Source organism: Streptomyces sp. NPDC107500 (genome assembly GCF_055582785.1).
On the sequence record NZ_JBVJPF010000003.1, the window covers coordinates 137,093 to 163,878 of the forward strand.

Below are 26,786 nucleotides of genomic sequence, written 5' to 3' on the forward strand. Positions count from 1 at the left end.
GGGACTACTCGGGGGTTTCGTCGAGCGCGTGGCCCACGAGGGACAAGAGGGTCTCGATGGCCGAGATCCGACGGCGCGCATCCATGATCATTACAGGTATGTGCGCGGGGATCGTCAGCGCCTCCCGCACGTCCTCCGCCCCGAACAGCTCGCTGCCGTCGAAGTGGTTCACGGCGACGACGTAGGGCAGTCCGCAGCTCTCGAAGTAGTCCAGCGCCGGGAAGCAGTCCTTCAGGCGGCGGGTGTCGGCCAGCACGACGGCGCCGATCGCGCCGCGCACCAGGTCGTCCCACATGAACCAGAAACGCTGCTGGCCCGGCGTGCCGAACAGGTAGAGCACCAGGTCGTCGTCGAGCGTGATGCGGCCGAAGTCCATGGCCACGGTGGTGGTGAGCTTGCCCGGGGTGGCGGTGAGGTCGTCGGTCTCCTCGCTCGCCTCGGTCATCAGCGCCTCCGTTTGCAGGGGCGTGATCTCCGAGACGGCGGTGACCAGCGTGGTCTTGCCGACGCCGAACCCGCCCGCCACCACGATCTTCGTGGCGATGGGCGCGCGGGTCGGGTCCGTCTGCCAGGGCTGTGCGGGCTCGTCGGGGTCGACGAGCGGGGAGACGCCGGAGGCGGCGGCGTCAGAGACGACGGAGTCCACTGAGCACCCTTTCGAGCAGAGCGCGGTCCGGGCGGCCCGTGCCGTGGCCGGTCCCGGTGCCGTACACACGGATCTTTCCCTGGTCCGCCAGGTCGCTGAGGAGCACACGGACCACGCCGAGCGGCATCTTCAGCAGCGCGGCGATCTCGGCCACCGTACGCATACGGCGGCACAGTTCGACGATGGCCCGCATCTCCGGCATCACGCGGGAGGTCAGGCCGCCGTTCGTCAGTTCCTTGCGCTCCTCGGCGGCTTCGAGCGCAGCGGTGCCGGCCGTGGCGCCGACGAACGTCTCGACCAGCAGGACGTGGCCGAAGCGGGTCCGTCCGCCGGTGAGCGAGTAGGGGCGTACGCGGGCGGGTTTGCGGTCGGCGCCGCGTACGGGGAGGTTCCCCCGGCTGTTCCCGGGACTGCTGCTCATCGGGCGCTCCCCGTCGACTCGGACTCCAGGGACTTCCGCAGCTCGCTGCGGAGTTCGGGCGTCAGGACATGGCCGGCGCGGCCGACGAAGAGCGCCATGTGGTACGCGACGACGCTCATGTCGCAGTCCGCGGAGCCGTGCACGCCGAGCAGCGAGCCGTCGCTGATCGACATCACGAACAGGCTGCCCTCGTCCATCGCGACCATCGTGTGCTTCACCGTGCCGAAGTCCATCAGCCGGGCGGCGCCGATGGTCAGGCTGCCCACGCCGGAGACGACGGTGGCGAGGTCGGCCGCCGAGCCGCGCGGACCGGTGCGGGGCGCTTCGCGGACCTGCCGGGCCTCCTCGTTCCGACCGGGGTCGGAGGAGAGGAGCAGCAGGCCGTCGGAGGAGACCACCGCGACCGATTGGATGCCGGGCACCTCCTCCACGAGGTTGGTCAGCAGCCAGTGGAGATTGCGGGCCTCACTGCTCAGACCGAAGGTACTGGGCGCGGTCAACTGCTTGCCTCCTCGACGGTGCCCCCCGTGGCTTCTTCGGTTGTGTCCGCCGCGGCGATCTCCGCCTCGACGTCGCGTCGTCCGGCTTCCGCCCCCTGGCGGAACCCTCCCAGACGGCGGCGGAGTGCCTCGGCGTCGACCGAGCCCGAGGTGCGCGGCCGCGGTGCCGCCGCGGGTGTGCTGAGCTTCGGGGTCCGCTTGGGCAGGCCCTTGTCGGTGACGGGTTCGGCCTCGTCCGGCGCGCGGTCGTGGGCGTCGGGGCCGACGGCGTACGGGTCGCGAGCGGGCTCCGGTCCGGGAGCGGGCTCCGGGTCCGCGGCGGGCTCCAGGTCCGGCGGTCCGGCCTGGGCCGGGAGCAGGAGCGCCATCGTGGTGTCGTCGGGGAGGTCCCGGCCCGGGGCGGCGGTCTCGTCCCGGGTGCCGGGCGCGCCGGTGTCCGTCGCGGCGCTCTCGGCGACCGGTGCGCCCTCCGGCTCCGGTTCCGGCTCCGGTGCGTCCGCGGCGGCCGGTGCGACCGGTGCGTCCGCGGCGGCCGGTGCGACCTGTACGTCCGGTGCGGCCGGTGCGGCCGGTGCGGCCGGTGCGGCGGGAGCGTCGGCCTCCGCGCGCCGTACGGCCTCCTCCGCCGAAGCCACCAACGGGTCCGCGCTCCGGTGCGCGCTCTTCGTCGCGCGCCCGTGCAGGACGTTGGAGTTGGCCTCCGCGCCGGCGCCGGGCAGGGTGAAGGATCCCGTCCCGTCGGACACCGGCACGGTCGGGGCCAGTGCCGCCGGCGGGGCCGGTGCGAGCAGCGGAGCGGGCAGGACGAGGACGGCCGCGACCCCGCCCTGCTTCTGCTCCCGCAGCCGCACGCGCGCCCCGTGCCGGTGGGCGAGCCGGGCGACCACGTAGAGGCCGAGCCCGAGCCCGTCCTCGCCCTCCTGGTCGTACGGCGCCTGCGGGTCGAAGTCGGTGAGGCGGGCGTTGAGCCGCTGGAGCCGGTCGGTGGCCATGCCGATGCCCTCGTCCTGGACGGAGAGCATCACCTCGCCGTTCTCCAGCAGCCAGCCGGAGACCTCGACGGGCAGGTCGGGCGGCGAGAAGGAGGTGGCGTTCTCCATCAGTTCGGCGAGCAGGTGCGAGAGGTCGTCGGCGGCGAACCCGGCGACGTGCGCGTGCGGCGGCAGCGCGGCGATGCGGACCCGCTCGTACCGCTCGATCTCGCTCACCGCGGCCCGGACCACGTCGACCAGCGGCACCGGTGAGGCGCTGTGCTGGACGTGTTCGGTGCCGGCCAGGACGAGGAGGTTCTCGCTGTGCCGGCGCATGACCGTGGCGAAGTGGTCGAGCTTGAACAGGGTGGACAACCGGTCCGGGTCCTGCTCGCGCTCCTCCAGGCTCTCGATGACGGCGAGTTGCCGCTCGACGAGGCCGAGGGTGCGCAGCGCGAGGTTGACGAAGGTGGAGCCGATGCTCTTGCGCACCACGTCGAGGTGGGCGGCCGACTCGGCGAGTTCGGCGCGCAGTTCCTCACGGGCGTCGGCCATCTTCTGGCGCTGGCCGACCAGGTGCTTGCGGTCGGACTCCAGCGTGTTGACCCGGGCGGCGAGCGTCGCGGCGTGCGCGTGCAGGGCGTTGACGGAGCGGACGACCTGGGCGAACTCGTCGTTGCGCCCGGTGAAGGCGACCGGCTCCTCGGCCGCCATGTCCTCCGCGCCGGCCAGCCGGGCCGAACCCCGGCGCAGCACCGACAGCGGGCGGGTGAGGGTGCGGGCCATGGCGGTGGCGATGCCGAGGGCGAGCAGGATCAGGGCGCCGAGGGCGGCGACCCGGATCTCCAGCGCGGTGACGTCGTCGTCGCGCAGCTGCTCCAGCGCCGTGGTGCGCTTCTCGTAGAGGGCGGACTCGGCGCCGCGCATCGCGTCGACGCGGGCGGAGAGCGCGGCGTCGAGCCGCTTGGTGCTGGTGCCGAGGTCGTCGTCGGAGAGCGTCGGTTCGTCGGTGAGCCCGGCGAGGTACTTCTCGGCGGAGTTGACCTCGGGCCCGGCGACGGTGGCGTCGAAGCTGCTCCGCGCCTCCTTGGGGGCGCCCTCGCGGAAGTCGGCGAGCGCGGCGTCGGAGCGCACCCGGGCCTGCTGGGCGGCGGCGGCGAGCGCGTCGCGCTGCTTGGCGTCCGCGTCCGAGGAGCTGGTCGTCTCGGTGGGCAGGCCGGTGATCGGGTCGATGACGGTCCGGGTGCTGCTGGGCACGGAGAGCGCCGCGAGCAGCAGGCCACGGGTGGCGGCGGTCTGCTGGACGGCGGTGTCCAGTTCGGCCAGCGCGTAGGCACCGGCGCCCGCGCGGGGCGGCATCTCCTCGGCCAGCTCCTCGGCCAGGGCGTGGAGTTCGGTGATGGCCTCGGAGTACGCCTGGTGGGATTCGAGGGCGGTGCTCTTGCCGGTGAGGGCGGACCGGCGCAGGGCGGCGATGGCGTTCAGGTCCTCGCGCAGGGAGGAGGGCGTGTCGGCGTCGGCGCGCAACTCCTCGACCTGCCGGTCCACGCGGGCGCTGCGCTGCTCGGAGGGCGCCTTGTCCTCGGGCCGGCCGGCCGCGATGTAGGGGGTGACCTCGTCGCGCTCGTCGGCGAGGGAGTGGGCGAGGCTGAGCGCGCCCTGGGTGCGTTCGGCGAGCGTCACCAGTTCCTGGGAGTCGTGCAGTTGCCCGGAGGCGGTCACGACCGAGGGGGCGCCGGCCGCCGCGACGGCCGCGGCCACGACCGCCACGGCGACGATCAGGCGGTTGCGTACGTGGGTGGGACGGCCCTTGCCGACGGGGGCCTCCGGCGGCGGAGGGGTGGAGGTGCCGGGGGTGCGCTCCGCGCTCCCCGCGGAGGCCGTCTGCTTGTCTGTGCGACGAGGCCGCGTCTTCTGCACCGGTGCTCGCATTCCTCACTCGTGTACCCGTGGGCCCGGGTGGCGCTCCGTCAACTGGCCGGTCGGCGCAGGCATCCTCCGCCGAGCTCCGGGCCGTGCCCCGGCCGCCGGCAGCGCGCCGGGCGGGGAGACCGCGTGAGCGGGGCAGGCCCCCCGCAGTTTCCCGACCCTCCCAGTGCCGGTGGGTGGTGAGCATGCATCATCCGACCCGCCACCCGAAGGAGTGAACCCCGGACGGGAGTTGGTGGGCAAGTTCCCCTGGCGCGTGCGACTCGGGTGCGCGGCGAGCCGGTTGGACGTCTGCGACGGGCGGTGGCACTATGTGCCGCCACGTGTCGTCCGGGCATGTGATTCCACCCCAAATCAGGCGCCTGACCTGCACCGGCGCGCGAGTTCCGGGGGAATCCGTGGAGGGTGCCAGCCTTTTGCGGACACTGTGAAGGGGTCGTGCAGACTGGCCGGATGCGCACCGAACTCGTCTCGGAACCCGGACTGGCCGACCACCCCAACGAGGACTTCGCGAGCGTCGGACTACCGGCCTCGGGGCAGGGCGGCTCACTCGTCGTGCTGGACGGGGTGACACCCCCGCGGACCGGGACGGGGTGTCTGCATTCGGTGCCCTGGTTCACGGCCCACCTCGGCGGCGCGCTGACCGAACTGACCGTTTCACTGCCGGATGTCCCCCTCGTCGACGCGCTGTCCCGCGCCATCGCGCGTACCTCCGCGGCACACGCGGAAACCTGTGACCTTTCTCACCCGCGCACCCCGCAGGCAACCGTGGTCCTCGCGCGCTGGTCCCCCGCCGAGGTCGAGTACCTGGTCCTCTCCGACTCCGCCCTGCTGGTGGAGGCGCCCGACGGGGCGGTCTCGGCCGTCCTGGACGACCGGCTGGCCCGGATCCCCCGCTCGGCGCTCGCCACGGACGCGATGGTGGACGCCAACCTGCGCAACAAGGAGGGCGGTTTCTTCACGGCCGCGGCCGATCCGGCGGTGGCGGCGCGCGCGGTGACGGGGGTGCTGCCGCGCGGCGGGGTGCGGACCCTGGCGGCGCTGACGGACGGGGCCGGGCGGTGGGTGGAGAAGTTCCGGGAGGGCGACTGGGCGGACTGCCTCACCCTGCTGCGCAAGCGGGGCCCGCGGGCCCTGGTGGACCGCGTACGGGAGCTGGAGCGGACGGACGCGGCGGGCACCCGCGCGCACCTCGGCCGCGGCAAGACCCACGACGACGCGACGGTGGTGTACGCGGAGCTGTGAGGCGCGGGGGCCGGGGCTACTTCTCCATCCCGCGGTTCAGTTCGTGCAGCAGGCGGGCCAGTTCCGAGACCTCGCGCGGGTCCCAGTCGGCGAGCCGGCCTGCGTAGCGGGCGCGGCGGGCCTCGCGCACCCGGCCGACGCGGTCCTGGCCCTCCTGGGTCAGGGTGACGAGCCAGGCGCGGCCGTCGGCGGGGTCGGGTTCGCGGGCGACGAGGCCGAGTTCCTCCAGGGCGCGCAGCTGCCGGGACATGGTGGCCTTGCCGACGCCGATGTAGGCGGCGAGGTCGGTGGCCCGCTGCCCGCCGCACTCCCCGAGCCGCACGAGAAGGCCGTACGCGGACGACTCCAGGTCGGGGTGGACCTCCCGGGCCATCTCGCCCTGGTTGGCCCGGGCACGCCGCAGCAGCACCGTCAACTCCCGCTCCAGCGCCAGGAACTCCGGCTGGTTCACACCACTGCCGGCAAGCTCCGACTCGACTCCGCGACCGTCGCCGTTCCCGCTTTCGTGCACGTCAGCCCCTGCCTCGTTTTTCCCGGTCCTGAAAGTTTCCGCCACGGCCCGCCATCACCGCAGCTCGGCAAGTATTTCGCAGGCTTAGACCAACGGCAGCTTCCGGCCCCCCTTCCCACCTCCCGTTCTACGTGCGTAGCGTCTTCACCGGACCCACGAATGGCATGCCCACGCCACGCACGGGTTCTCCTCCCCGCGCACGCATCCCCCACCGAGCCATCGGAGGCACGTCATGCTCGTGCACAGATCCGGATCGGCCCGCGGCCGGCGTCTCGCCGTCACCGGGATCCTGCTCGCCGCCCTCTCCCTGGTGTCCGCCCTCCCCGCGCAGGCGGCGTCGGCCGCCGACACCCCGCCGCGCGGCTCCGCCCACATGGGCATGGGCGTCCTCGAGCACGACGGGAGTCACGGCACCCCGGTCCCGGGCGACGCCGCCCAGACGGAGGGCGTCGACGTCTCCAGCCACCAGGGCAACGTGGCCTGGTCGACCCTGTGGAACAGCGGGGTCAAGTGGGCCTACGTCAAGGCCACCGAGGGGACGTACTACACCAACCCGTACTTCGCCCAGCAGTACAACGGCTCGTACAACGTCGGGATGATCCGCGGCGCCTACCACTTCGCCACCCCGGACAGCGCGAGCGGCGCCGCCCAGGCCAACTACTTCGTCGACCACGGCGGCGGCTGGTCCAGGGACGGCAGGACGCTGCCGGGGGCACTCGACATCGAGTGGAACCCGTACGGCGCCGCCTGCTACGGCAAGACGCAGAGCCAGATGGTCTCCTGGATCCGCGACTTCCTGAACACGTACAAGGCCCGCACCGGCCGGGACGCCGTGATCTACACGGCCACCAGCTGGTGGACCCAGTGCACCGGCAACTACGGCGGCTTCGCCGCGAACAACCCGCTGTGGATCGCCCGGTACGCCGCGTCGGTGGGCACGCTGCCGGCCGGCTGGGGCTACTACACGATGTGGCAGTACACGTCGTCCGGTCCGACGGTCGGCGACCACAACAGGTTCAACGGCGCCCTCGACCGCGTGCAGGCCCTCGCCAACGGCTGACCCGGAGCCGGGGCCGGCCGCCCGGGGCCGGGGCGGCCGGCCCCGGCCCGCGTCACCGGGCCCGGCCGCCGTCCCCGGCGCCCCGCCTCCCCGTCCGCACCGCGCCGGCGCTCGCCGCCACCACCAGCGCGACGGCCAGGCACTGCGGCAGGGAGAGGCCCTGGTCCAGGACGAGGAAGCCGGCCAGCGCCGCGACCGCCGGGGCCAGGCTCATCAGGACCGCGAACGTGGGTGCCGGAAGCCGCCGCAGGGCCAGGAGTTCCAGGGTGTAGGGCAGTCCGGAGGAGAGCAGGGCCACGGCCGCCCCGAGGCCGAGGACCGGCGGCTGGAGCAGCGCCGTACCCGCCGACCCGATGCCGAGCGGGAGACTCAGCAGCGCTGCGACGGTCATCGCCAGGGCCAGCCCGTCGAGGCGGGCGAAGCGGGCGCCGGCCCGCGCGTTGAGGACGATGTACGCCGCCCACATCGCACCCGCGCCGAGGGCCAGGGCGACACCCGCCGGGCTCAGTTCGGCGAAGCCCTCGTGCCCGAGAAGGGCGACCCCGGCGAGGGCCAGCGCGGCCCAGACCAGGCTCAGGGCGCGCCGGGCGCCGAACACGCTCAGGGCGAGCGGGCCGAGCACCTCCAGGGTGACGGCCGGGCCGAGCGGGATCCGTTCGATCGCCTGGTAGAAGAGGAGGTTCATGCCGCCCAGGGCCACCCCGAACGCGGTCACGACGGCCCAGTCGGAGCGGCTGTGGCCACGCAGGCGGGGACGGCAGACCGCCATCAGCAGCAGCGCCGCGAGCGTCACCCGCAGTGCCACCACGCCGAAGGCACCGGCCCGCGGGAACAGCAGGGCCGCCACGGCCGAGCCGAACTGCACGGAGACCGTGCCGGCCAGCACCATCGCGATGCCGGTGAGGCTGCCCGCGCCGGGCGGGGCGACGGTGGTGCGGGAGGTGGGGTTGACCGCGGGCTGCGCGGCGAGGGCCGCGGGGGTCGTCTCTGCCATGGCTTCCACGCTAGGAATCCGGGCGCGGCCCGTGAAATGCCCGTTCGTCCGCGGTTATGCTCCCGAGGCATGACCATGGAGCTGCGCCATCTGCGGGCCTTCCTCGCGATCGCCGAGGAGGGCACGATCACGCGTGCCGCCGCGCGCCTGCACACCGGCCAGCCCGCGCTCTCCCGCACGCTGCGCCAGTTGGAGACCCACCTCGGCACCCGCCTCGTGGACCGCTCCACGCACCACCTGGAGCTGACGGCCGCCGGGCGCGGCTTCCGGGACCGGGCGGCGGCCGCGCTGGCGGCCGTGGACGCGGTGTTCGACCCGCGTTCGCTGGGCGCGCTGCCGCTGCGCCTCGGCCACCCCTGGGCGGCGCTCGGCGACCACACCGTCCCGCTGCTGCGCCGCTGGGACGAGGAGCACCCGGACGTACCGCTGGAGCTGCGCCGGATCGACGACCGCACGGCCGGGCTGACCCGCGGCGAGGTCGACGTGGCGCTGCTGCGCGGGGCGCTGGACGCGCCGGGACTGATCACGGAGCTGCTGAAGCGGGAGGAGCGGGTGGCGGTGGTCCCCGCGGACAGCGAGCTGGCAGGACGGGAGTCCCTCACGCTGGCGGACCTGCGGTCGTGGCCGATCGCCCTGAACACGGTGGCCGGAACCACCACGCTCGACCTGTGGCCGCCGGAGCTGCGGCCCACGGCGACGATCGAGGTCACCAACACGGACGAGTGGCTGACCGCGATCGCCGCCGGCCGGGCGGTCGGCGTCTCGACCTCGGCCACCCCGCGGCTGCATCTCCACCCCGCGATCGCCTACCGGCCCCTCACGGACGCGCCGCCGGTCCCCCTGGTGCTGGCCTGGAGGCGTGGCACCCCGGCCCACCCGGCCATCCCCGACCTGGTCCGCCTGGCCCGCGAGGTGGTTCCCGAGTCATAGTCCCCCCGCACGCACGGCGGAGGCCCGGACCCCCTCAGGGCATCCGGGCCTCCGTCCCGTCCGGCAGCGTCCGTCACGCCGCGACCGGAGTCGTACGCACCGCCCCGTTGGTCGCGGGGGCGAGCGCCAGTTCCAGCACCTGGCGGACGTCGCTGACGGCGTGGACGTCGAGCTTGTCCAGCACCTCCGCCGGGACGTCGTCCAGGTCGGGCTCGTTGCGCTTGGGGATGATCACCGTGGTGACCCCCGCCCGGTGCGCCGCGAGCAGCTTCTGCTTGACCCCGCCGATCGGCAGGACCCGGCCGGTCAGCGAGACCTCACCGGTCATCGCCACGTCGGTGCGGACCAGCCGGCCGGAGAGCAGCGAGGCGAGGGCCGTGGTCATGGTGACGCCGGCGCTCGGGCCGTCCTTGGGGACCGCGCCCGCCGGGAAGTGGATGTGCGCTCCCCGGTCCTTCAGGTCGCCCACCGGCAGCTCCAGCTCGGCTCCGTGACTGCGCAGGAAGCTCAGCGCGATCTGCGCCGACTCCTTCATCACGTCGCCCAGCTGACCGGTCAGGGTGAGGCCGGCCGCGCCCGTCTCCGGGTCGGCCAGCGACGCCTCGACGTAGAGGACGTCGCCGCCCGCGCCGGTGACCGCGAGGCCGGTGGCCACGCCCGGCACCGAGGTGCGCCGCTCCGCCGGGTCCTGGGCGGACTCGGGCACGTGGTGCGGCCGGCCGATCAGGCCGCGCAGGTCGGCGTCGGTGACGGTGAAGGGCAGCTCCCGCTCGCCCAGTTCGTGCTGGGCCGCCACCTTGCGCAGCAGCCGGGCGATCGACCGCTCCAGGGTGCGCACGCCCGCCTCACGGGTGTACTCGCCCGCGAGCTTGCGCAGCGCGCCCTCGTCGACCGTGACCTCCCCGGCGTCGAGTCCGGCCCGCTCCAGCTGGCGCGGGAGCAGGTGGTCACGCGCGATGACGACCTTCTCGTCCTCGGTGTAGCCGTCCAGGCGGACCAGCTCCATGCGGTCGAGCAGCGCCTCCGGGATGGCCTCCAGGACGTTGGCGGTGGCAAGGAAGACGACGTCGGACAGGTCCAGCTCGACCTCCAGGTAGTGGTCCCGGAAGGTGTGGTTCTGGGCCGGGTCGAGGACTTCGAGCAGGGCCGCGGCGGGGTCGCCTCGGAAGTCGGAGCCGACCTTGTCGATCTCGTCGAGCAGGACGACCGGGTTCATGGACCCCGCCTCCTTGATCGCCCGCACGATCCGGCCGGGCAGCGCGCCGACGTAGGTACGCCGGTGGCCGCGGATCTCGGCCTCGTCGCGGACGCCGCCGAGGGCGACGCGGACGAACTTGCGGCCCATCGCGTGGGCGACGGACTCGCCGAGCGACGTCTTGCCGACGCCGGGCGGCCCCACCAGGGCCAGCACGGCACCGCCACGCCGGCCGCCGACGACGCCGAGGCCCCGGTCGCCGCGCCGCTTGCGCACGGCGAGGTACTCGGTGATGCGCTCCTTCACGTCCTCCAGGCCCGCGTGCTCGGCGTCGAGCACGGCCTGGGCGCCCTGGATGTCGTAGGCGTCCTCGGTGCGCTCGCTCCACGGCATCTCCAGGACCGTGTCGAGCCAGGTGCGGATCCAGGAGCCCTCGGGCGACTGGTCGGAGGACCGCTCCAGCTTGTCGACCTCCTTGAGCGCGGCCTCGCGGACCTTCTCGGGCAGGTCGGCGGCCTCGACACGGGCGCGGTAGTCGTCGGACTCCTCACCGTCCTGCTCGCCGTTGATCTCGCGCAGCTCCTTGCGCACCGCGTCGAGCTGGCGGCGCAGCAGGAACTCCCGCTGCTGCTTGTCGACGCCCTCCTGGACGTCCTTGGCGATGGTCTCGGCGACGTCCTGCTCGGCGAGGTGGTCGCGCAGCTGCTGGGTGGCGAGCTTCAGGCGGGCCACCGGGTCGGCGGTCTCCAGCAGCTCGACCTTCTGCTCGGTGGTGAGGAACGGCGAGTATCCGGAGTTGTCGGCCAGCGCGGAGACGTCGTCGATGGCCTGGACGCGGTCGACGACCTGCCAGGCGCCGCGCTTGCGCAGCCAGGCGGTGGCGAGCGCCTTGTACTCCTTCGCCAGCTCGGCGACCTGGCCGGGCAGCGGGTCGGGCACGGTCTCGTCGACGCGCGTGCCCTCGACCCAGAGCGCGGCGCCGGGCCCGGTCGTACCGGCGCCGATGCGCACCCGGCCCCGGCCGCGGATCAGGGCGCCCGGGTCGCCGTCCGCGAGGCGGCCGACCTGCTCGACGGTGCCGAGGACGCCGGTGGCGGCGTGGGTGCCGTCGATGCGCGGAACGAGCAGGACCTTGGGCTTGCCTGGCTCGGACCGGGCGGCGGCCTGGGCGGCCTCCACCGCTGCCCGTACCTCGGCGTCGCTCAGGTCCAGGGGGACGACCATGCCGGGCAGGACCACTTCGTCGTCGAGCGGCAGCACGGGCAGGGTGAGCGGTGTGAAGGCGGCGGACTCAGCAGCCATGATCTCCCCTTCGGCAGTCAAGTTGAGTTACATCGACTCAATGAAAGGGAGCCTCCGATTGTTCCCCCACGGGTGTTCGCTGTGAGCGATCACTGTCGCGGGGCCCGGGACCCGTGCACGAAAAGCGCTCCCGGCCCGCGCGGCATTCCTGCCAGGATGGGCCGATGGCCATCACTTCCCCCGACTTCCGCGAGGCCCCCGAGGTGCTGGACCGCAGGGAGGGCCCGTACGGCGAGGTCGTCCTGCGCCGGCACGGGGCGCTGCTCCAGATCATCGCGAACGGCTGCTTCCTGATGGACACCTCCGACGGGCGCTCCGAGCGGCGGCTGGTCGACGCGGCGGCCGACGCGCTCGCCGGGTCCGGCGGGCGGACCGCGCCGCACCTGCTCATCGGCGGGCTCGGCGTCGGCTTCTCGCTCGCCCACGCGGCGGCCGACCCCCGCTGGGGCCGGATCGCGGTCATCGAGCGGGAGCCCGCCGTCATCGACTGGCACCGCTCCGGGCCGCTCTCCGCCCTGTCGGCGCGGGCGCTGGCCGACCCGCGCACGAAGATCGTCGAGGCGGACCTGGTGACCTACGTCAATGAGACTTCCGACACGTACGACGCGCTCTGCCTGGACATCGACAACGGCCCCGGCTGGACCGTCACCGAGGGCAACGACGGGCTGTACGGACCGTCCGGACTGGCGGGCTGCGCACGGCTGTTGAGGCCCGGCGGGGTACTTGCCGTATGGTCTGCGCAGCCCTCTCCGGAATTCGAAGAAACCTTGCGTAATGCCGGTTTCCAGCAGGTGCGTACCGAAGAGATCCCCGTTGCCCGGGGCGTTCCGGACGTCGTTCATCTCGGCGTCGGTCCTGGATAGCAATGCCGTGGGGACTCCCCGTACGCTGCTGCTCTGACACGGATCATTCAAGCGTCAATCGCAGTCATGGGATCACCCCACGGATTCCGGAAAGCACACCTCAGGGGCGGGCGATGGAGCAGACACAGACCTCCCACAACGGCTCGGCCGCGGCCACCCAGGGCGCACAGCGCCGGGTGCTGGTGGTCGAGGACGACCAGACGATCGTGGACGCCATCGCGACCCGCCTGCGCGCCGAGGGGTTCCTGGTGCAGACGGCGGGCGACGGTCCGTCCGCCGTCGACACGGCCGAGGCATGGCAGCCCGACCTGCTGATCCTCGACATCATGCTGCCGGGCTTCGACGGCCTGGAGGTCTGCCGGCGCGTGCAGGCCCAGCGGCCGGTGCCGGTGATGATGCTCACCGCGCGCGACGACGAGACGGACATGCTGGTCGGGCTCGGCGTGGGTGCCGACGACTACATGACCAAGCCGTTCTCCATGCGCGAGCTGGCCGCGCGCGTGCACGTGCTGCTGCGCCGGGTGGAGCGGGCCGTCGTGGCGGCCTCGACGCCGCGCAGCGGCATCCTGCGCCTCGGCGAGCTGGAGATCGACCACGCGCAGCGCCGGGTGCGGGTGCGCAGCGAGGACGTCCACCTCACCCCCACCGAGTTCGACCTGCTGGTCTGCCTGGCGAACACCCCGCGCGCGGTGCTCTCCCGCGAACAGCTGCTGGCCGAGGTGTGGGACTGGGCGGACGCCTCCGGCACCCGGACCGTGGACAGCCACATCAAGGCACTGCGCCGGAAGATCGGCGCCGAGCGCATCCGCACCGTGCACGGCGTGGGCTACGCGCTGGAGACGCCGACGCCATGAGCCGAGGGCGGGAGGCCGCACGGAGGAGCCCCGGCCCCCGCATCGCCGGGGAGCCCTGGGGCGGCGTACGCCCGTTCTCGGTCAAGACCAAGCTGGGCGCGCTGGTCGTCACGTCGGTGCTGATCACCACGGGTCTGTCGGTGATCGCGGTGCACACCAAGACGGAGCTGCGCTTCATCACGGTCTTCTCGATGATCGCCACGCTGCTGATCACCCAGTTCGTGGCGCACTCGCTGACCGCGCCGCTGGACGAGATGAACGCGGTGGCCCGGTCCATCTCGCACGGCGACTACACGCGCCGGGTGCGCGAGAACCGCCGCGACGAACTGGGCGATCTGGCCGTCACCATCAACCGCATGGCCGACGACCTGGAAGCGCAGGACCTCCAGCGCAAGGAACTGGTCGCGAACGTCTCGCACGAGCTGCGCACCCCCATCGCGGGCCTGCGCGCGGTGCTGGAGAACATCGTCGACGGCGTCACCGAGGCCGACCCGGAGACCATGCGGACCGCGCTCGGCCAGACCGAGCGGCTCGGCCGGCTGGTGGAGACGCTGCTGGACCTCTCCCGCCTGGACAACGGCGTGATACCGCTGCGCAAGCGGCGCTTCGAGGTCTGGCCGTACCTGTCCGGCGTGCTCAAGGAGGCCAACATGGTCGCCTCGGCCCGCGCGGGCATCGCCTCCGGCTCGGGCAGCCACACGCGTACCGACGTCCACCTGGCGCTCGACGTCTTCCCGCCGGAGCTGACCGCGCACGCCGACCCCGAGCGCATCCACCAGGTCGTCGCCAACCTCATCGACAACGCGGTCAAGCACAGCCCGCCGCACGGCCGCGTGACGGTCCGCGCGCGCCGCGGCGAGCTGCCCGAGTCGCTCGAACTGGAAGTCCTCGACGAGGGCCCCGGCATTCCGCGTTCGGAGTGGCGCCGGGTGTTCGAGCGGTTCAACCGGGGTTCGGTGTCCCGTCCGCACGGTCCGGGCAGCGACGGCGGCACCGGTCTGGGGCTCGCGATCGCGCGCTGGGCGGTGGATCTGCACGGCGGCCGGATCGGCGTGGCCGAATCCGAGCGCGGCTGCCGGATTCTCATCACTCTTCCGGGCCTGCCGTCGGCGCCGGGTTGACGTAGGGTGCGAAGCGGAGCTTCAAGATCCACGAGCATCCGCCCTGGCGGACACGTGTGATCAGGGACAGGCCCGCGTTTTCCCGGCGCCGGGTCCCGCTCCGCTCTTCCCACGCGCAGCAGAACCTCGCTTGTTTCCCGCCATTTCCAGCGCCGAAACACCGTCTGCAATGTGACTTACGCGACGATGAACGGGCCCGGCCTGACCTTCGGGGTCGGCAAGGCGTAGCCTTGATTCCCGCTGTCCACCATCTTGTGAAGCGGAAGAGGGCGGTTCTCGCCGTGTCGCCACAGTCCCCCAGTAACTCGAGCATCTCGACCGACACCGACCAAGCGGGCAAGAACCCCGCTGCCGCGTTCGGTGCCAACGAGTGGCTCGTTGACGAGATCTATCAGCAGTACCTCCAGGACCCGAATTCCGTGGACCGAGCCTGGTGGGACTTCTTCGCCGACTACAAGCCCGGGGCGCCCGCGGCCCAGGCCGCCGCCCCCGCGGCCACGGCCACGGACTCCGGCAGCGCGCCACAGGCCGCCCCCGCACCACAGGCGCAGGCTCCCGCCCCGGCCCAGCCGAAGGCGCCCGCGCAGCCGGCCGCCCCCGCGAAGCCCGCCGCCGCGGCTCCCGCGGCTCCGGCCGCCAAGCCCGCCGCCGCGCCGGCCAAGCCCGCGGCCCAGCCGCAGGCGAAGGCCGCCGCGCCCGCCGCGCCCGCCGCGCCCTCGAAGGACGCCGCCGCCGCGGCCCCCGAGGGCCCCGAGCTGGTGACCCTGCGCGGCCCGGCCGCCGCGGTCGCGAAGAACATGAACGCCTCGCTGGAGCTGCCCACGGCCACGTCCGTGCGCGCCGTCCCGGTGAAGCTGCTGTTCGACAACCGCATCGTCATCAACAACCACCTCAAGCGCGCCCGGGGCGGGAAGATCTCCTTCACGCACCTGATCGGCTACGCGATGGTGCAGGCCATCAAGGCCATGCCGACGATGAACTACGCGTTCGGCGAGAAGGACGGCAAGCCGACCCTCGTCAAGCCCGCGCACGTCAACCTCGGTCTCGCCATCGACCTGGTCAAGCCCAACGGCGACCGCCAGTTGGTCGTCGCGGCGATCAAGAAGGCCGAGACGCTGAACTTCTTCGAGTTCTGGCAGGCCTACGAGGACATCGTCCGCCGCGCCCGCGACGGCAAGCTGACGATGGACGACTTCTCCGGCGTCACGGTCTCCCTGACCAACCCCGGCGGCCTCGGCACCGTCCACTCCGTGCCCCGCCTGATGCCCGGCCAGTCGGTCATCATGGGCGTCGGCTCCATGGACTACCCCGCGGAGTTCCAGGGCACCAGCCAGGACACCCTGAACAAGCTCGGCATCTCGAAGGTCATGACGCTCACGTCGACCTACGACCACCGGGTCATCCAGGGCGCCGCCTCCGGCGAGTTCCTGCGCCAGGTCGCCAACCTGCTCCTCGGCGAGAACGGCTTCTACGACGAGATCTTCAAGGCGCTGCGCATCCCCTACGAGCCGGTCCGCTGGCTCAAGGACATCGACGCCAGCCACGACGACGACGTCACCAAGGCCGCCCGCGTCTTCGAGCTGATCCACTCCTACCGGGTCCGCGGCCACGTCATGGCCGACACCGACCCGCTGGAGTACCAGCAGCGCAAGCACCCCGACCTGGACATCACCGAGCACGGGCTCACCCTGTGGGACCTGGAGCGCGAGTTCGCGGTCGGCGGCTTCGCGGGCAAGTCCCTGATGAAGCTGCGCGACATCCTCGGCGTGCTGCGCGACTCGTACTGCCGCACCACCGGCATCGAGTTCATGCACATCCAGGACCCGAAGCAGCGCAAGTGGATCCAGGACCGCATCGAGCGCTCGCACACCAAGCCGGAGCGCGAGGAGCAGCTGCGCATCCTGCGCCGGCTGAACGCGGCGGAGGCCTTCGAGACCTTCCTGCAGACCAAGTACGTCGGCCAGAAGCGCTTCTCCCTGGAGGGCGGCGAGTCCGTCATCCCGCTGCTCGACGCGGTCATCGACTCGGCGGCCGAGTCGCGCCTGGACGAGGTCGTCGTCGGCATGGCCCACCGCGGCCGGCTCAACGTGCTGGCCAACGTCGTCGGCAAGTCGTACGCGCAGATCTTCCGCGAGTTCGAGGGCAACCTCGACCCGAAGTCGATGCACGGCTCCGGTGACGTGAAGTACCACCTGGGCGCCGAGGGCACCTTCACCGGCCTGGACGGCGAGCAGATCAAGGTCTCGCTGGTCGCCAACCCCTCGCACCTGGAGGCGGTCGACCCGATCCTGGAGGGCGTCTCGCGCGCCAAGCAGGACATCATCGGCAAGGGCGGCACGGACTTCACCGTCCTGCCGGTGGCGATCCACGGCGACGCGGCCTTCGCGGGCCAGGGCGTGGTGGCCGAGACCCTGAACATGTCGCAGCTGCGCGGCTACCGCACCGGCGGCACGGTCCACGTCGTCATCAACAACCAGGTCGGCTTCACCGCCGCCCCGGAGTCCTCGCGCTCCTCGATGTACGCCACCGACGTGGCCCGCATGATCGAGGCCCCGATCTTCCACGTGAACGGCGACGACCCGGAGGCCTGCGTCCGCGTGGCGCGGCTGGCCTTCGAGTTCCGCCAGGCGTTCAACAAGGACGTGGTGATCGACCTCATCTGCTACCGCCGCCGCGGGCACAACGAGACCGACAACCCGGCCTTCACCCAGCCGCTGATGTACGACCTGATCGACAAGAAGCGCTCGGTGCGCAAGCTCTACACCGAGTCCCTCATCGGTCGCGGCGACATCACCCTGGAAGAGGCCGAGCAGGCGCTCCAGGACTACCAGGGGCAGCTGGAGAAGGTCTTCACCGAGGTCCGCGAGGCCGCCTCGCAGCCCGCCTCCGCCGAGCCCTCGGAGCCGCAGGCCGAGTTCCCGGTCGCGGTGAACACCGCGGTCAGCGCCGAGACGGTCAAGCGGATCGCCGAGTCCCAGGTCAACATCCCCGACCACGTCACGGTGCACCCGCGGCTGCTGCCGCAGCTCCAGCGCCGGGCGGCGATGGTCGAGGACGGCACCATCGACTGGGGCATGGGCGAGACCCTCGCCGTCGGTTCGCTGCTCCTGGAGGGCGTGCCGGTCCGGCTCTCCGGCCAGGACTCGCAGCGCGGCACCTTCGGCCAGCGCCACGCGGTCGTCATCGACCGCGAGACGGGTGACGAGTTCACGCCGCTGCTGTACCTGTCCGAGGACCAGTCCCGGTACAACGTCTACAACTCGCTGCTCTCCGAGTACGCGGTGATGGGCTTCGAGTACGGCTACTCGCTGGCCCGCCCCGACGCGCTGGTGATGTGGGAGGCGCAGTTCGGCGACTTCGTCAACGGCGCGCAGACGGTCGTGGACGAGTTCATCTCGTCGGCCGAGCAGAAGTGGAACCAGACGAGCGGCGTGACGCTCCTGCTCCCGCACGGCTACGAGGGCCAGGGCCCGGACCACTCCTCGGCCCGCCCGGAGCGGTTCCTCCAGCTCTGCGCGCAGAACAACATGACGGTCGCGATGCCGACCCTGCCGTCGAACTACTTCCACCTCCTGCGGTGGCAGGTGCACAACCCGCACCACAAGCCGCTGGTCGTCTTCACCCCGAAGTCGATGCTGCGCCTGAAGGCCGCGGCCTCGAAGGCGGAGGAGTTCACGACGGGCCAGTTCCGCCCGGTCATCGGCGACGACTCGGTCGACCCGGCCGCCGTCAAGAAGGTCGTCTTCACCGCCGGCAAGGTCTACTACGACCTCGACGCCGAGCGGAAGAAGCGCGGCGTGACCGACACGGCCATCATCCGCATCGAGCGCCTGTACCCGCTGCCGGGTGCCGAGCTCCAGGCGGAGATCGCCAAGTACCCGAACGCCGAGAAGTACCTGTGGGCCCAGGAGGAGCCGGCGAACCAGGGTGCCTGGCCGTTCATCGCGCTCAACCTGATCGACCACCTGGACCTGGCGGTCGGCGCCGACATCCCGCACGGCGAGCGCCTGCGCCGCATCTCGCGCCCGCACGGCTCGTCCCCGGCCGTCGGTTCCGCCAAGCGGCACCAGGCCGAGCAGGAGCAGCTGGTGCGTGAGGTCTTCGAGGCCTGAGGCCTGAGCCCCGCCACCTGACCGAAGAGGCCGGCCCCGTTCCCGGGGCCGGCCTCTTCGTCGTCGTCCACGGCCTCTTCGTGGTCGCCGGCGCCTCTCAGCCGAGGTAGGGCTCGAAGTCCCAGTACGGGCGGGTGCGCTGACGGGCGGAGAGGGTGTGCGGATGCTGGGCGCCGAGCGTCCGGGTCAGACCCAGCAGCCCGTCCTCCTCCAGCTTCCCGGCCTCCTCGTGCTCCCGGGCCGCCCGCAGGTCGGCTGCCAGGGCGACCTGGCAGGAAAGGGTCAGCGGGTGCTCCCCGCCCAGCGTGCGCTGGGCCCGGCGCACTGTGTCCCGGCCGAGTTCCACCGCGTCGGCGAACCGGCCGTTGAAGTTGCGCGCGCCGGTGGCGCACAGGGCGCAGCCGAGCACCCAGGGGTGGTCGGGACCCAGGGTGGCGGTGAGTCCGGCCAGGGCCGCCTCGAACATCGACATGGCTTCGGCCCGCTCCCCGGCCGCCTGCATGATCAGGCCGGTGTTGGCGAGCATGCCGGTGGCGACGGGGTGGGCGGGCCCGAGCAGCGTCCGGTACCCGGACTCGGCCTCCTCGATGAGCTCGCGGGCGTGGCTGAGGTCGCCGTGTTCGCGGAGGTAGTTGCCGTAGTTGGTGATGAAGTTCAGGGTGCGGTAGTGCTCGCGGCCGTGCACCTGGGCCAGCTCTTCCAGAAGGCTCTCCATCGAGGGGCCCACGTCCTGGAACCCTCCCTCCCGGCGGCGGCACATCACCAGGTGGGTGCGGGCGCCCAGGGTCTGCGGGTGCTGAGCGCCGAGTACCTGCACGTGCAGTCGGACCACCGGTTCCTGACGGGCCATGGCCTCGCGGTAGCGGCCAAGCAGCCGAAGATCGTGCGTGACGGCGCTGGCGGAGTTGAGCGTGCTGATGTGCCGGACCCGCAGGACGTTCTCGCGGGTCCCGAGGTTCTCCAGGTCCAGTTCGTAGGCGTCCGCGTACCTGCCCAGCAGGCGCAGGCTGACACCGAGGTTGTGGCGGGCGCGCAGCGTGGCGGGCTCGTGGGTACCGAGCAGGCCGCCGGTGCCGTCCAGGACCTCCTGCTGGAGTTCGTACGCCTCGTCGTACCGCCCCAGGCTGCGCAGGGAGTTGGCCATCGAGTCCTGGGCGGCCAGTTCGGCGAGCGTGTTGGAGTCGGGCGTGGCCCGCAGCCGCTCCAGCACGGACCGGTCGAGTTCGTACGCCTCGCGGAATCGGCCGCTGGCCTGCACCAGGTTGCTCTCCTGCGCGGTCAGGTCGAGCATCGGCTGGGACAGCGGCGCAAGCAACTTCGACCAGCGGTCGCGGATCCGCTGGGCCAGGGCCAGGCCGGTGGTGTACTCACCACTGCGGACGCAGTAGCGCAGGCAGTTGAGAACTGCTTCCTGGACGCGTGGCCGGGTGCTGTCGAACGCCCCCGAAGGCTCGAGGTGCGGCAGCAACTCGGCGTACCGCGGCCAGTTCCGGCTGTCGAGGGGATTGCCCGGGTCCGCCTCGGCGAGCAGGGTGCGCACTGCCCGGCGGTGGGTTTCACGGCTGTCCGCGCCGATCAGCTTGGAGATGATGTCGTGGACGAGCCGGTGCATGTGCACCGATTCCTGGTGGGGTCCCATTTCGACGCCGACCGGCCCCCGGGTCTCACGGGTGAGTACCGAGTAGTTCACCAGCGTGTCCAGGGACCGGGTCCAGGCCGGCAGGTCCGCCGCCATCCACCGCAGCTCCTCGGGGAGGTCCGCGTGCGGGTAGGCGCGGATGAGTCCGAGCGGGATGCGACCGGGCGCGAACGAGGTGCACAGGCCCAGCACGTCGAGGGCCTGGGGCTGCGCCCGGCGCAGCCGGTTGAGCAGTATCGACCACGAGGTCATGGAGGACTGCGGGAACCCTTCGCCGGCGACGGGTTCGTCCACGGTGGAGAGCCTGCGCTCGCGCACCATCCGCAGGTACTCGGGCACCTCCATACGGGACTCGCCCAGCCAGGAGGCGGCCTGCACCAGCGGCAGCGGTACGTCGCCGAACTCGGCTGCGACCTCGTCCGCCTCCGCGCCCGTGATGTGGCCGGCCCGGCGCATCAGGTAGCCGACGGACTCGGCACGCACGAAGGCCGGGACCTCCAGGACCTCGGCCCGCTCGCTCCAGCCGCGGTTGCGGGACGTCACCAGGACATGGCCGGCGCCCTGTGGCAGCAGCGTGTCGGCACCCGCGGTGTCGTCCCAGCCGTCGAAGACGATCAGCCACTTGGCGTGCGGATCACCGCGGCGTAGAGCGTTGCGTACGGCACGGATGCGTTCACCCGGTTCGCTGCCGCTGCGCAGCCCGAGTTCGACGGCGAGTTCGCCGAAGCGGTCCCGCTGGATGTTGCGGTCGTCGGAGTTGACCCACCAGACGACGTCGTAGTCCGTGCTGAACCGGTGCGCGTACTCGGTCGCGAGCTGGGTCTTGCCGATGCCGGACATGCCGAGCAGGGTGCAGACGGCGGCCCCGCGCTCGGCGTCCGCGAGGCGCTGGTGAAGGGTGGTGAGCAGGTCGTCGCGTCCGGTGAAGCGCGGATTGCGGTGCGGCACCTCTCCCCAGACGTCGCAGCGTGTGTCCGGGTAGCGCACCGGGGTGGCTGGTGTGCGGGGTGTGCGCAGGCGGCTCAGTCCGAGCCGGGTGAGCAGTCGCTCCTCGGCACCCTCCTCGCCGACCCCCCACAGGCTGGCCGGTTCCAGGACCGCGGTGGCGGGCAGGAGCGGGCGGTTGGTGAGGTTGACGGCCGCGATCCGGTCGGCGTGCGCGGCTACGAAGCCGCGCAGGACGTCGTTCCACTCGCCCGCCGGGCGCGGGCCGAGTTCGAAGAACCAGTCGTCGAGGACGAGCAGGACGCGCCCGCTGGACAGGAGCAGGTCGCCGAACGAGTCCTCCAGGGGGACCTCGCGGGGCGGGTCCCAGCGCTGCAGCGTGGTCCGGTGGCCGTGGCTCTCCAGGCACTGCCCGATCCATGCCGCCCACGAACGGTGATAGCCGGGGAAGACCACCAGAATGTGCTCGGACGTCCTGTCACCGTCCGCACCGGACCGCCGCTGTTCCGTCATCACCGCTCCCGTTCCCGCCGCGTCCGTCGCGCTCGCGCACACGCTAACGCAACGAGGTCAATGGTGTGCGCTCTGTCATGCGGAGCCCCGGGCCGTCGCCCCGAGGCTCAGGTGGTGCAGGTACATCGCCTGCACGAACCGCCGTCCTGTGCAGGTCAGTTCATCGGAATCCCGGAGTACGGACAAGGCCCGGTCGACCTGTTCCAGATACCGCCCGTAGCGCTCGGCGGCGCGGTGCCGCCAGGCCGCGGGGACACCGGACGCCCGTTCCGCCCTCCGCCACAGGTCGAGCAGTGCGAGGTGGGCGTAGGCGCCCTGGAGGACCGCCGACGCCGGTCTCGGGTCGGGCCGCCAGGCCACCCGGTGCAGGGCGCCCCCGGGCCGGCACAGAGGAACGGAGTCGTCGAGGGCGGCGAGCTTGGTGTGGTGGGTCTCGTGGACCAGTGTCTCCGCCAGCTCCGCGGCACCGGCCGGGAGCTGGGTCAGCACGGCGCCGGGAGCGGCGCGAACGGTCGCGCCCGTCGGCACGCCGCTGTCCCGTCCCGCCGCGGCCAGCGGCACCAGGGCGTGTACGAGGGCGTCCGTCTCGGAGAGCCGCCCCGGATCGGTCGCCGACAACAACGCGCGGGCCCGGCGCCAGCGCCTGGCCCACGAGGGGTGGTCGGTGTGCGCCCGGTCGGCCGCGGGAACCGCCGTCGGTCCGATGCCGGGGCGCGGCACCCGGTATGGGTCGAGGTCGTCGAGGACGGTCGTTCCACCCGGCAGCGCGCGCAGCGCGGACCAGCCGGACCCGTCCCGGGCCCCGGCCCGCACCCCGCGTCCCGGCAGGTCGACGGCGCCGTGCCCGGCGTCCTCCACGAGCCGCAGCCGGCCCTTCCGGTCGCTCACCCGGGCGCGGCCGGAGGGGCAGCGCAGGACGCCGAGACCGGGCAGGCCCAGGATGCCGGAGGGCACCCGTAAGTGACCGGTCGCCGGGCAGCCGGCCCGGGACGCGGCGACGACGGCGACTCCCGACAGGTGGGCCAGGTGCGCCTCGAACTCCGGTCCGGCCGACGCGGCGAGCGCCTCGGTGAGCCAGGCACCGGTCGTCGGGTAGTCGAGCACCTCGCGCACCGCGTCGGCGTCGGTCCGCTCGGCGCGCTCCAGCAGCGCCCAGTCGTCCTCGAAGCGTCGGCGCACCGGGGGAGGCAGGCCGGCGTACTGCCGTTCGACCCGGACGAGGAGGGCCTTGAGCAGCAGCATGCGACGCGCGTGGACCGCGGCACGCAGCTCCGCCGTACCGGCGGGGGTGGGCCGGGTCCTGGCGAGTGCGGTGAGGACATCGGGCGGGACGGGCGCCCGGCTCATTCCCTGAGCGCCCGGATCGGGGCCGTCTCGTCGGGTCCGGGTCCGGGTCCGGGTCCGGGTCCGGGTCCGGGTCCGGCTGAAAAGGTACGTGGCTCGGCGGAGGTGCCGCGCGGGGTCGACGAGGGTTCGTTGCCGCCGGAGTACCAGACCTGCCGGGACTCGACCGCCCCCGTCAGGACCAGGTCGACGGCCTCGGAGACTTCCGGACCGTCCATGGCGCGCAAGGTGCGCAGGTCCACGTCGTCGAGTCCGGGCGGCAGCACGGTCCGCCCGGCATCCCGGCCCCGGACGGCGGTCACCTTCCCCTGCTCCGCCACGCTCGGCTCCTCCCCCCAGGTCCGCACCGCACGATCGCAACGGTTGCCCAGTTCTTCCCGACCGGCCGGTAACAGAAACCCCGGCTGGATCAACCGCGTTGAAACTCGGCCGAGTCGGCTCCCTCCTCCCAGGCGTGCCAGGGCGGCGCGAGTCGCTTCCACTCGTCCTCGGTCATGGTCCGTGACGCGGTCACCCCCCATTCGCCCTCGAGCACGCGCCGCGCTTCCCCCTCCGCACGCCGAGTGAGCTGCACCTCGCCCCAGTCGACCTCCCGCAGGGCCCCCGTGAGCCGCTGCCACTGCTCCCGCGCCGCCCGGTAGGCCGCCGCGGCCGCGCTCGGCCGGCCCAGCAGCACCAGCACCGCCCCGCGCCCGTGCCGGGCCCGCGCCACCAGCACCGACCCCGGCGCGTCCGGGCACGCCTCCTGTGCCTCGCGCTCGGCGTTCTCGTACGCGTGCAGCGCCTCGAAGAGCAGGGGCGCGCCGGCCCGGTACCACCCTTCGAGCCGCACCCTGCCGAGCTGGAGCCAGGCCTCGGCCCGTACGCCCACGTCGGCCGCCGCCCGCAGGGCCTGCCCCAGCAGGTGCCGGCTCTCGAACAGGTCCGGCAGGAAGCCCAGATGCCGGAAGCGCTGGGCGAGGGCGCTGCCCACGAGCGCCTGGAGCCGGCCGCGCTGCGCGGAGCGGGCCGGCAGGTCCTTGAGGGCCTCCCTCAGTACGGACTCCGCGCGGTCCACGAGTTGCGCGCCGTCCCCTCGGGACGCCCTGCGCAGCAGCGACTCGCCCCAGGTGGTGAGGAGCCCGCAGCGTACGGCGCTCTCCGGCGGTGCGAGCAGCACGGCCGTCTCGTACGCCTCGTCGGCCTCCTGGGCCTCGCCCACCGTGTCGTGGAACGCGGCGCGGGCGGCGAGGCAGGGCAGCCGCAGGGCGGGGTCGTCACCGGCGGCCCGCTCCGCCCGCAGCAGCGCTTCCCGGGTCGCCTCCTCGTTCGCCGGGTCGCCGCGCAGCGCCCGCGCCAGGTCGAGCAGGGCCCGGCTGCGCACGGAGCCGGGGGCGTCGGACTCGTCGAGCAGGGCGCAGGCCGGGCGCAGGTCGGCGGCGGCCTCGCCGTGGTGCCCCAGGTCGAGCAGGAGCCGGCCTCGGCGCAGCAGCCGGGCCCGGTGGACCGCGCGCCAGGTCTCGGTGCGGTGGCGGTCCGCCACGGACCCGGCCTCCGTGGACTCGGCGGCGCGGCTCACGGCCGCGGGCCAGGGGGCGATGTCGGGGGCCAGGACGTCGAGCGCGGCCGTGAGCCGGTCCGGGTCGCCGGTGACGCGCCACAACGCGTGCAGTCCGGCGGCGAGTTCCAGCGCGGAGTCCGCCTGGGCGGTGCTGTTGTCCGGCGCCGCTCGGTGGGCCGTGGCCAGTTCCTCGGTGGCGGCGGCGAGGAGGTCCGCTCGGCGCTCCGGCGCGCGGCCCGCCACCGTGTCGGCCTCGGCGCGCAGCACGCGGCCGAGGACCAGCCGAGCCCGTACGCCGTCGTCCTCGTCGATTGCCGAGGCGGCGTCGGCCGGGGTCCTGGTGGCGGCCCGCACCGCGGCCTCGGCGTGCTCCCGCGCCCGGTGCAGCACGTCCGGGTCGGCCAGCGTCCGCCACTGGCCGAGCAGCCGCTCCGCCTCCGTCAGGGGCTCGGGCGTGACCAGGTCCGGCAGGTAGAAGCGCAGCACCTGGGCGGGGACCCGGGCGAACAGCTCGGCCTCCACGCTGTCCCCGGCGTTCGGCCCGGAGTCGTCGTCCGTGCGCGGCCCGGTGTCGGCGGCCCCGGCGTCGCGCCCGGCGAGGCGGACCGCGGCCAGCGCGGCGAAGTTGCGGGTGCCCTTACCGAAGCGGCGCTCCACGTAGTCCGAGCAGTGCTTGAGCACGAGTCCGGCCGTGTCCTGGTCGAGCGTGGAGAGCAGCAGGTCCTGCACTCGGCCCGGATAGCTGAAGCACGGCTGTTCGTCGGGGCCGGGCAACCGGCGCAGCAGCCCGCCCAGCAGGACCTCCGCCAGTTCCATGGGCCCGGTGTCGGGGAGCATGGCGCGCTGGACCAGTTGCATGACGGGCAGGGTGAGCGGGGCGGCGGCCAGGTAGACGGCGAGGCGCAACGCCCCCGGCGAGGCGGTCGCCCGGAACGCGCGGACGAGTTCGTCGTCGACGCGCGCGACCGCGCCGGCCGGGGCGGCCGGCGCGGGGTCGTGCGTCGTCGGGGCGGCCCAGGCCCGCTCGCTGGTGGGACCGGTGCCGGCCAGCAGACGCGCCCAGGTCCCGAACGCCTCCGGTGTCGGCTGAAGGACCGGTACCGCCATGACGGGTGCCTCGGGCTCGTCCCACGGCTCGTCGTCCGGGTGGAAGGTGAGACGGCCGCCGAACTCGGCCGCCCGGACCAGCAGTCCGGGCTCCGCGGGCAGGGCCGTGCGGCCCCACAGGCGGGGTGGCAGCGGCTGGACGATGGCCAGGGGCGAGGAGCGCGGCCACTCCCGCAGCAGCCGTTGCGCCCCGCCGGTCTGCCACAGGGTGCCCACGCAGTCGCTGATCAGCAGGGTGACGGCACGACCCGAGGGATCGTGGAGTTCGTCCGGCGAGCGCAGCCGCAGCGGACGGCCGGGCTCGGCGGCGGGACCGATCGCCGGGCTCCCAGCGGCATCGGCGTACAGATGGTGGACCCGGACGGCGGCGAACGCTCCCGCCTGCTGGCAGGCCTGGCGCAGCTCCTCGACCAGTTGTCCCCACACGGCCATCGCGGGCCCGGTGTCCACCAGGAGGCGGATGTCGCACCGCCTGCTGCGGCCCGGCCGCGGTACGGGCAGGACGAAGCCGGTCACGGCGGCGCGCTCGGCGGTCGCCTCCTCGTCGATGTCGCCGTCCGTGTACTCGGTGCCCGCGACCCGGTAGCGGCTCAGGATGCGCAGGGCCTTCTCCAGGCCGAGGAGGCCGGGCAGCGCGGTGGCGGCGGGGGCGCGCACCGGGAAGGTGGCGTGGGTGCCGCCGCCGTCGGTCCGGCCGGTGGCGGCGCCCGCGGCACGCAGCGGTACCGGAGTGGACTCCCGGGTTCCGGGAGTGGTGAGGTCCGGGGCGGACCGTGTCGCGCCGTCCGCGGTGGCGAGGTGGGGGTCGGGCGACGCCGGTGGGGTCGTCGATCCGCTGTCCGGTTCACCGGCTGGTTCGGGGCCGGAGCCGGAGCCGGGGTCGGTGTCCGTGGTGGGGCCGGGGCGGCCGACGGCGGCGCGGGGCGGTGCCGAGCCGAGCCGGCGGGCGAGCCAGACGGCGTCCGCGACGTCCTCGGCGGTGACGTCGAGGCCGGCGCGTCGCAGTCGGCCGATCAGCTCCTCCAGCGGCGCCCCCTGCATCGG

At 73.2% G+C, this 26,786-nt stretch carries 18 protein-coding genes; 7 read left to right on the forward strand and 11 right to left on the reverse strand.

What is annotated here, in order from left to right; translation table 11 throughout:
• Positions 1–4 precede the first annotated feature (4 nt).
• The 4 genes from ACZ67M_RS12230 to ACZ67M_RS12245 are packed head-to-tail and all read right to left on the reverse strand — an operon-like array spanning position 5 to position 4,470.
• On the reverse strand, positions 5–646 hold the full coding sequence (locus ACZ67M_RS12230; protein ID WP_122616199.1) for a GTP-binding protein: 642 nt from the start codon (positions 644–646) through the stop codon (positions 5–7).
• A complete protein-coding gene (locus tag ACZ67M_RS12235; RefSeq protein WP_122616198.1) occupies positions 627–1,067 on the reverse strand; it encodes a DUF742 domain-containing protein in 441 nt (146 codons plus the stop codon). The genes ACZ67M_RS12230 and ACZ67M_RS12235 overlap by 20 nt, the downstream gene beginning before the upstream one ends.
• Positions 1,064–1,567 carry a roadblock/LC7 domain-containing protein gene (locus ACZ67M_RS12240; RefSeq protein WP_163015789.1) on the reverse strand — a complete coding sequence of 168 codons (504 nt, stop codon included), beginning with the start codon at positions 1,565–1,567 and terminating at the stop codon, positions 1,064–1,066. Before ACZ67M_RS12240 ends, ACZ67M_RS12235 begins: the two co-directional genes overlap by 4 nt.
• Complete coding sequence (locus tag ACZ67M_RS12245) at positions 1,564–4,470, reverse strand: sensor histidine kinase (RefSeq protein WP_469850795.1); 2,907 nt, start codon at positions 4,468–4,470, stop codon at positions 1,564–1,566. The genes ACZ67M_RS12240 and ACZ67M_RS12245 overlap by 4 nt, the downstream gene beginning before the upstream one ends.
• A gap of 450 nt (positions 4,471–4,920) precedes the next feature.
• Here ACZ67M_RS12245 and ACZ67M_RS12250 point away from each other — a divergent pair, with 450 nt between their 5' ends.
• Positions 4,921–5,712 carry a protein phosphatase 2C domain-containing protein gene (locus tag ACZ67M_RS12250; protein ID WP_361351736.1) on the forward strand — a complete coding sequence of 264 codons (792 nt, stop codon included), beginning with the start codon at positions 4,921–4,923 and terminating at the stop codon, positions 5,710–5,712.
• 16 nt (positions 5,713–5,728) lie between these two features.
• Here the strand turns inward: ACZ67M_RS12250 and ACZ67M_RS12255 are convergent, their stop codons facing one another.
• Complete coding sequence (locus tag ACZ67M_RS12255) at positions 5,729–6,223, reverse strand: MarR family winged helix-turn-helix transcriptional regulator (protein WP_361351739.1); 495 nt, start codon at positions 6,221–6,223, stop codon at positions 5,729–5,731.
• A 232-nt stretch (positions 6,224–6,455) separates the two neighbouring features.
• Between ACZ67M_RS12255 and ACZ67M_RS12260 the strand changes: the two genes are divergently transcribed.
• Entirely contained in the window at positions 6,456–7,283 is an 828-nt protein-coding gene (locus ACZ67M_RS12260) for a lysozyme (protein WP_161326613.1), read from the forward strand.
• 52 nt (positions 7,284–7,335) lie between these two features.
• Here ACZ67M_RS12260 and ACZ67M_RS12265 read toward each other — a convergent pair whose 3' ends face one another.
• The gene (locus ACZ67M_RS12265; protein WP_469850796.1) at positions 7,336–8,277 is read right to left on the reverse strand and encodes an EamA family transporter; all 942 of its coding nucleotides are present in this window, start codon (positions 8,275–8,277) and stop codon (positions 7,336–7,338) included.
• A 69-nt stretch (positions 8,278–8,346) separates the two neighbouring features.
• Here ACZ67M_RS12265 and ACZ67M_RS12270 point away from each other — a divergent pair, with 69 nt between their 5' ends.
• Positions 8,347–9,207 carry a LysR family transcriptional regulator gene (locus ACZ67M_RS12270; protein ID WP_469850797.1) on the forward strand — a complete coding sequence of 287 codons (861 nt, stop codon included), beginning with the start codon at positions 8,347–8,349 and terminating at the stop codon, positions 9,205–9,207.
• A 73-nt stretch (positions 9,208–9,280) separates the two neighbouring features.
• Here ACZ67M_RS12270 and lon read toward each other — a convergent pair whose 3' ends face one another.
• The gene (gene lon / locus ACZ67M_RS12275; RefSeq protein ID WP_469850798.1) at positions 9,281–11,704 is read right to left on the reverse strand and encodes an endopeptidase La; all 2,424 of its coding nucleotides are present in this window, start codon (positions 11,702–11,704) and stop codon (positions 9,281–9,283) included.
• A gap of 164 nt (positions 11,705–11,868) precedes the next feature.
• Here lon and ACZ67M_RS12280 point away from each other — a divergent pair, with 164 nt between their 5' ends.
• The 4 genes from ACZ67M_RS12280 (at position 11,869) to ACZ67M_RS12295 (ending at position 18,654) form a co-directional block, all read left to right on the forward strand.
• The gene (locus ACZ67M_RS12280; protein ID WP_469850799.1) at positions 11,869–12,567 is read left to right on the forward strand and encodes a spermidine synthase family protein; all 699 of its coding nucleotides are present in this window, start codon (positions 11,869–11,871) and stop codon (positions 12,565–12,567) included.
• Between the two features lie 113 nt (positions 12,568–12,680).
• Complete coding sequence (locus ACZ67M_RS12285; protein WP_064729795.1) at positions 12,681–13,421, forward strand: response regulator transcription factor; 741 nt, start codon at positions 12,681–12,683, stop codon at positions 13,419–13,421.
• Positions 13,418–14,542 carry a sensor histidine kinase gene (locus tag ACZ67M_RS12290; protein WP_361351778.1) on the forward strand — a complete coding sequence of 375 codons (1,125 nt, stop codon included), beginning with the start codon at positions 13,418–13,420 and terminating at the stop codon, positions 14,540–14,542. Before ACZ67M_RS12285 ends, ACZ67M_RS12290 begins: the two co-directional genes overlap by 4 nt.
• A 281-nt stretch (positions 14,543–14,823) precedes the next feature.
• Positions 14,824–18,654, forward strand: a complete 3,831-nt coding sequence (locus ACZ67M_RS12295) for a multifunctional oxoglutarate decarboxylase/oxoglutarate dehydrogenase thiamine pyrophosphate-binding subunit/dihydrolipoyllysine-residue succinyltransferase subunit (RefSeq protein ID WP_469850801.1) — start codon at positions 14,824–14,826, stop codon at positions 18,652–18,654.
• A gap of 97 nt (positions 18,655–18,751) precedes the next feature.
• Here ACZ67M_RS12295 and fxsT read toward each other — a convergent pair whose 3' ends face one another.
• The 4 genes from fxsT to ACZ67M_RS12315 form a co-directional block, all read right to left on the reverse strand.
• Entirely contained in the window at positions 18,752–21,751 is a 3,000-nt protein-coding gene (gene fxsT, locus ACZ67M_RS12300; protein WP_361351784.1) for an FxSxx-COOH system tetratricopeptide repeat protein, read from the reverse strand.
• Between the two features lie 75 nt (positions 21,752–21,826).
• Positions 21,827–23,098, reverse strand: a complete 1,272-nt coding sequence (locus ACZ67M_RS12305; RefSeq protein WP_469850802.1) for an aKG-HExxH-type peptide beta-hydroxylase — start codon at positions 23,096–23,098, stop codon at positions 21,827–21,829.
• Positions 23,095–23,415, reverse strand: coding sequence for a hypothetical protein (locus ACZ67M_RS12310; RefSeq protein ID WP_392234777.1), 321 nt, complete (start codon positions 23,413–23,415; stop codon positions 23,095–23,097). Before ACZ67M_RS12310 ends, ACZ67M_RS12305 begins: the two co-directional genes overlap by 4 nt.
• Positions 23,416–23,504: 89 nt before the next feature.
• Positions 23,505–26,783 (reverse strand): SAV_2336 N-terminal domain-related protein, encoded by a 3,279-nt coding sequence (locus ACZ67M_RS12315; RefSeq protein ID WP_469850805.1) that lies wholly within the window; start codon positions 26,781–26,783, stop codon positions 23,505–23,507.
• Positions 26,784–26,786: the final 3 nt, after the last annotated feature.